Origin of the sequence: Bergeyella anatis (genome assembly GCF_036016955.1) — a bacterium.
GTDB lineage: Bacteria > Bacteroidota > Bacteroidia > Flavobacteriales > Weeksellaceae > JAYWXI01.
Window position 1 is genome coordinate 1 of the sequence record NZ_JAYWXI010000035.1, and the last position, 4,134, is coordinate 4,134.

A 4,134-nucleotide genomic window follows, 5' to 3' on the forward strand; every position below is an offset into this window, starting at 1 on the left:
AACCTCTTTAATGAAAAACTTTCTATACAAATCAAGTAACTGATAAGTAACTCAACTTTGTCATTTGAGGTCAAATCTCAGTAAATCACAGTCTGCAAGTTAAAGGTAAATAAACAATTAATCTCTTATTTTACAACTAATTATGATTTTTTTCATAATTTTGCTTTTTGACTAAATGTTTATTTTATAATCATCTGTAAAAATAATAGTGTAACCGTCATTATTATCATAGGTTATTACCCTATTCTGCAGTTGCTCTAAATCTTTAAAAAAATACCTACCACTCCACCTTAAAAAAGGCTCGTATAGTTCCTTAACTTCTTTTAAAAATTCATCTTCGTTGCCGTCAGGGTATATACTTAGCCACTTCTCTAAATCAGTTTCGTAATTATCCTTAAACTCTTTAAAAGAGGTATAAAAGGGGATTTCCATAGTGTTCAAGTTTACAATTCAACAATTTTATTTTTATATGGTAAAAAATGGCGTTTATTTACCGTTATCTTATTTTCGTTTATACAAAACAGCGTTTTTACATAAAGGTTAGGAGGTTCGTTTATGCAAAACAGCGTTTTTGTATAAAGGTGGACTACTGTATAAATAAATTTAGTAGTGGCTCATTGATATAGTAGCTGTACTTACCTACCTGTATTTTATTTAGATACTTATGTTCTGATAGTAGTTCTAAATACTTTCTTGCGGTTTGGTATGATATCCCTAAATCTTTCTCCAAAAACTCTATTTTAGTGTAAGGATTTTTAAATAGGTTATTCAGCAAGTCCTGACTATACAGCTTCGGTAAATCGTTACGAAGTTTATATTTAGTCTCCTGCATTAGTGTTTTTATATTTTGAACTAAATCAATGGTCTGTATTGCTGTAACCTCAACGCCTTTGATGAGGTATAAAATAAGACTTTCCCAATCGTTCTCACTTCTTACCCCTTGCAATACTTGATAATATTTCTGTTTGTTCTGCGTGATATAACGGCTCAAATACAATACAGGTAAATCTAAAAGTCCCTGCAATACCAAGTATAGAATATTTATAATTCTGCCTGTTCTACCGTTACCGTCATAAAATGGGTGTATGCTCTCAAACTGATAGTGTATAATCGCCATTTTAGTCAAAGGGTCTAAGTCTGAAAAACTATTGTCATTGATGAACCTTTCTAGGTTTGCCATTAGGTCTAAAATAGCCTTAGTCTCTTGCGGTGGGGTATAAACTACCTCGCCCAGAGAATTAACTAATTTAGTTCCTGCTTGTGTCCTAAATCCTGCATTATTTCGCTCTAATTCTTGCTGTATAGCTATGATATGTTTGTTTAATAATAACCCCTCTTTACGCACTATTTCAAAGCCTAACTTTAAACTTTGAGCATAGTTATATACTTCTTTTGTTGCAGGGTTTTTAGTCTCTATTAAAATGTTTTCTTTATATAGTTCGTCGTGGGTGGTTACTATATTTTCTATCTCGCTACTATCTTTAGCCTCTTGCAACGCTAGAGTATTGATTAAAATATGCTCGTTGGGTATCGTCTTTACCGTCCCCTTTAGTTCAGCTAGGTATCTATGAGACTTTGTCAGTTGTTTTAATACTGCGGTGGTCTCTATTTCTACGGTAGGCGGTAGATGAGGTAAATTAAAATCCATTATCTTAAAGTATTAGTTTAGTTGTTCAGGGGTAATGTTCATATTTTTAAAGGCTTCGTAAACCTTTTTTGCCTTTTGTAGCTGTTTAGTGTCTATATCTATTTTGTTGTAATGCTCTAGGAGGGTTTTGTCGTGGTGGTTAGTCATCATCTGCATAGTTTCGGTATCCATAAACTGCCCAAATAGAGTAACCGAGGTTTGCCTCCCTATATGAGAGGTTACTAATTCATAAAAAGGATATTCGCCCTCTATTCTTCTATTTCCGTTCTCGGTGGCTTCTATCTTTGCACTTTGCACCACCTCATCAAATCCTGCGATTTTGCAGAGTTTTTTTAATTGACGGTTATAATATGGTTCGCTTATCACTTTAGGGAATTTACCGCCTCTTTTGCTCATTATATCCACTACTTTAGGGAGTAGTGCCGTGTACTTTATACCCTTATCTTTTGCGTTGCGGTTTTTCTTCTCTATAACCTTTATAAACTTGCGACCGTTGGGGTCTTCTACTATATTAGCAGTATCTAAGCTGAAAAGTTCTGAAACCCTTAACGCTGTATAACACGAAATCAAAAGCCAATCTCTAACCTCATCTAAACTGCCTGTAAGGTCTAGCGTTTCTAGGATAGCTAGTTTATCAAAGTTGAGGTAAAGCCCCTTAGTTACATTATCAGGGTTGCGGTCTATCTTCCACGCTAAAACATCTTTGCTAATGTTATGCTCTGTTTCCGCAAACCTGCACAACATTTTTATATCTTTCAAATACTTAGTTTGGGTTTGTGCCGTGTACCCTTGCCCATTAAACCATTTTACTAGTTTGTTACGGAAGATATTATTTATATCCGTTACGATGAGGTTCTTATTAAACTTCATCAGGGTACTTTTTAGCCCTTTGTATTTTTTAATGGTGTTTGCTGATATTGGTTTTTTACCCTGCGTTTTATCCTCTACGCTTCTAAATTGTATGTAGTAGTCTATAAGTGCGTCTAATTTATCAGGAATAGTGTATTTCTTCTTTGTCTCCAGCTTGTGGGCGAAGTAGTGTTTTAAAATAAAGTCCTTTAAATGCTCTTTAAGTTGTGGAGCGGTTAGGTTAAGGTTATTATCTATCTGATTAGCTATATCTAGCTTAAAGGTCTCTATACGCTTGTTGAAATCTAAAATTTCTGCGTTTTGTTTTTTTGTCTCTACGGTTTTTGCTCCTTTAACAATTTGGGAGGCGCCCCATTGCTTGGTTGTATCGTCCCAATTTTCAGAATGGATAACAAAGGGGGTATTTATATGTAAATCAAAATCCCTGTTAGGTCTGTACCTTAGATAAACTTTTTTAGGCTCTTTAGTGCCTCTTAGGTAAAAAATGATATTTGCCATTATAGGGATATTACAATTCAACGAGGCAAATATATAGGTTGGTGGTAACAATTCCAAATTTGTTACCACCGTTGTTACCACCGAAGTGCATTTTACTAAAATCTATTGCAATCTATTGCAATGAGGTTAATTTTTGAAACATACCATAAACAGAGGGTTTGTAAACAAAAAGGCACTAAAAAAGGCACTTCGTAAAAAGTGCCTAAAAGCGTAGTTTGTAGCCCTGGCGGGGCTACAAACTAAATCGTAAAGCTAAGCTCTCTGTGATTTAGTTTTTCCTTTTAGTAGGTCCGATTTCATTTTACCTTCAAATATCCCACTACCAACTAATACCTTAAAAAATCGGTAGAATATAAAATTCTACCGATATAAATAATAAAACATAGGCTAATAAATGCTTTATTGTTTTAGCCCTAAAAGCCTAAAAAGTTCTTCTTTTTTATTCACTGAAATAGATATTGATTTCCCGTTATCCAATTCAATCATATTACCATCAATCGCTCTTACAAAAGAGGTATTTATTATAAAAGATCTCTGAACTTTAATAAGTTTTGTTTTTACTAAAGCATTCTCCATAGATTTCAATGTTGCGAGTGTGATATATGAACCAGCTTTTGTTACAATTTTTAAATAATCACCTTGTGCTTCTATATAAATTATTTCATCATATAAAATTTTAACTAATTTACCTTCTGTTTTTATGAAAATTCTATCCTGTTTTTCTTTAGGATCTTCTTCTTTTAAATGTTTCTTTGTAATGTAATTTCTTGCACGAGTTACAGCTTTTAAAAACCTTTCAAAACGAACTGGTTTTACTAAGTAATCCACAGCCCCTGTATTAAAGCTTTCTAATGCAAAATCGCGATGTGCAGTAATAAAAATAATAATGGGAGGATTATCTAATAAATTAAACCTGTTGTGCATTTAGGAATTAAAAAAGAAAAAGATTGTCCATTTGATTAATAAATCGTATATTTAATTGATTACCAAGTCGTTAAATACATGAACAATCTCATTCAAAACTACAAAATTATTTTAGAACAATTGACAAAAACCTGCAAACATATTGAAACAAGCAAGAAAATCAGGAATCCCAAAATGTCTGATTTGGAACTTGT

General features: G+C 33.1%; 4 protein-coding genes and 1 pseudogene. 1 reads left to right on the top strand and 4 read right to left on the bottom strand.

The window, feature by feature from the left end; translation table 11 throughout:
- Positions 1 to 171: 171 nt before the first annotated feature.
- From VQ048_RS11690 to VQ048_RS11705, 4 genes are all read right to left on the bottom strand, one after another.
- Positions 172 to 432 (bottom strand): hypothetical protein, encoded by a 261-nt coding sequence (locus VQ048_RS11690; protein WP_327611851.1) that lies wholly within the window; start codon positions 430 to 432, stop codon positions 172 to 174.
- Between the two features lie 154 nt (positions 433 to 586).
- Positions 587 to 1,648 (bottom strand): Fic family protein, encoded by a 1,062-nt coding sequence (locus tag VQ048_RS11695; RefSeq protein ID WP_327611852.1) that lies wholly within the window; start codon positions 1,646 to 1,648, stop codon positions 587 to 589.
- Positions 1,649 to 1,660: 12 nt separating this feature from the next.
- The gene (locus tag VQ048_RS11700) at positions 1,661 to 3,016 is read right to left on the bottom strand and encodes a tyrosine-type recombinase/integrase (RefSeq protein WP_327611853.1); all 1,356 of its coding nucleotides are present in this window, start codon (positions 3,014 to 3,016) and stop codon (positions 1,661 to 1,663) included.
- 399 nt (positions 3,017 to 3,415) lie between these two features.
- Entirely contained in the window at positions 3,416 to 3,940 is a 525-nt protein-coding gene (locus VQ048_RS11705; RefSeq protein ID WP_327611854.1) for a LytR/AlgR family response regulator transcription factor, read from the bottom strand.
- A gap of 78 nt (positions 3,941 to 4,018) precedes the next feature.
- On the opposite strand from VQ048_RS11705, the pseudogene VQ048_RS12985 reads away from it, so the two are divergent.
- Positions 4,019 to 4,134, top strand: a pseudogene (locus tag VQ048_RS12985) (IS982 family transposase); the annotation flags it as partial.